Annotated in this window: 1 protein-coding gene; it reads left to right on the top strand. The window is 53.7% G+C overall.

From position 1 onward, the window contains the following. Window positions 1–136 precede the first annotated feature (136 nt). Window positions 137–615 (top strand): hypothetical protein (locus tag AC4PR2_RS29520; protein WP_492176127.1); only part of this gene is annotated, 479 nt, incomplete at its 3' end.

Raw genomic sequence — 615 nt, 5'->3', positions numbered from 1 at the left:
GCCCGCGTGCCCGCAAGGGTAAATGGCACGCCGCACGCGGCGCCCTTGCGTTCCCCCGTTCGCCGTCGCAACTCAGCGTTTTTGCCGCGAAAGGTTCCGACGAGAGATACATCAACCACCGAAGGAGAAAGCCAGCATGAACACACAAAACGTCAACGTCAAAACCGCCGCTCAGGAATCCTCGGAAAGATATGGGCAAAACCCGGTCAGCCCAAGCATTGAGCTGATGCTCACGCTGGCCAACTACGAAGGCATCTTGATGTCGATAGCTGCAGAGCTGCGTTTAGGGTTGATGGAGACGCAAGAAGAGCTCTACCTTGGTCAGCGCTCTTATGAGCAAATTTGTGAAGATGTGCTCGATATGCTGGACGGGGGGGAACTGTGCACCAATATCCATTGGGCGATGTTGAAATCCGTCTCGGATATAGCGGTAACATTGCCGTGGAAGGGCTGGCAAGAAGAGGTTTTGAAGGTCTTTAACCCAGATGGGCGCATAGAATGCCCTGATGAGCACATAGAAAGCCCTGAGCTTACGTGTGAATACGAAACTTTCGATGATCCGGAACATCTCGATGCGCTGTATGGCTACCTGAGTGCGTGTCGGGTCATTGACGT

It is taken from the genome of Serratia sp. A07, assembly GCF_058725505.1.
This window is presented reverse-complemented; position numbering and strand designations above follow the sequence as displayed.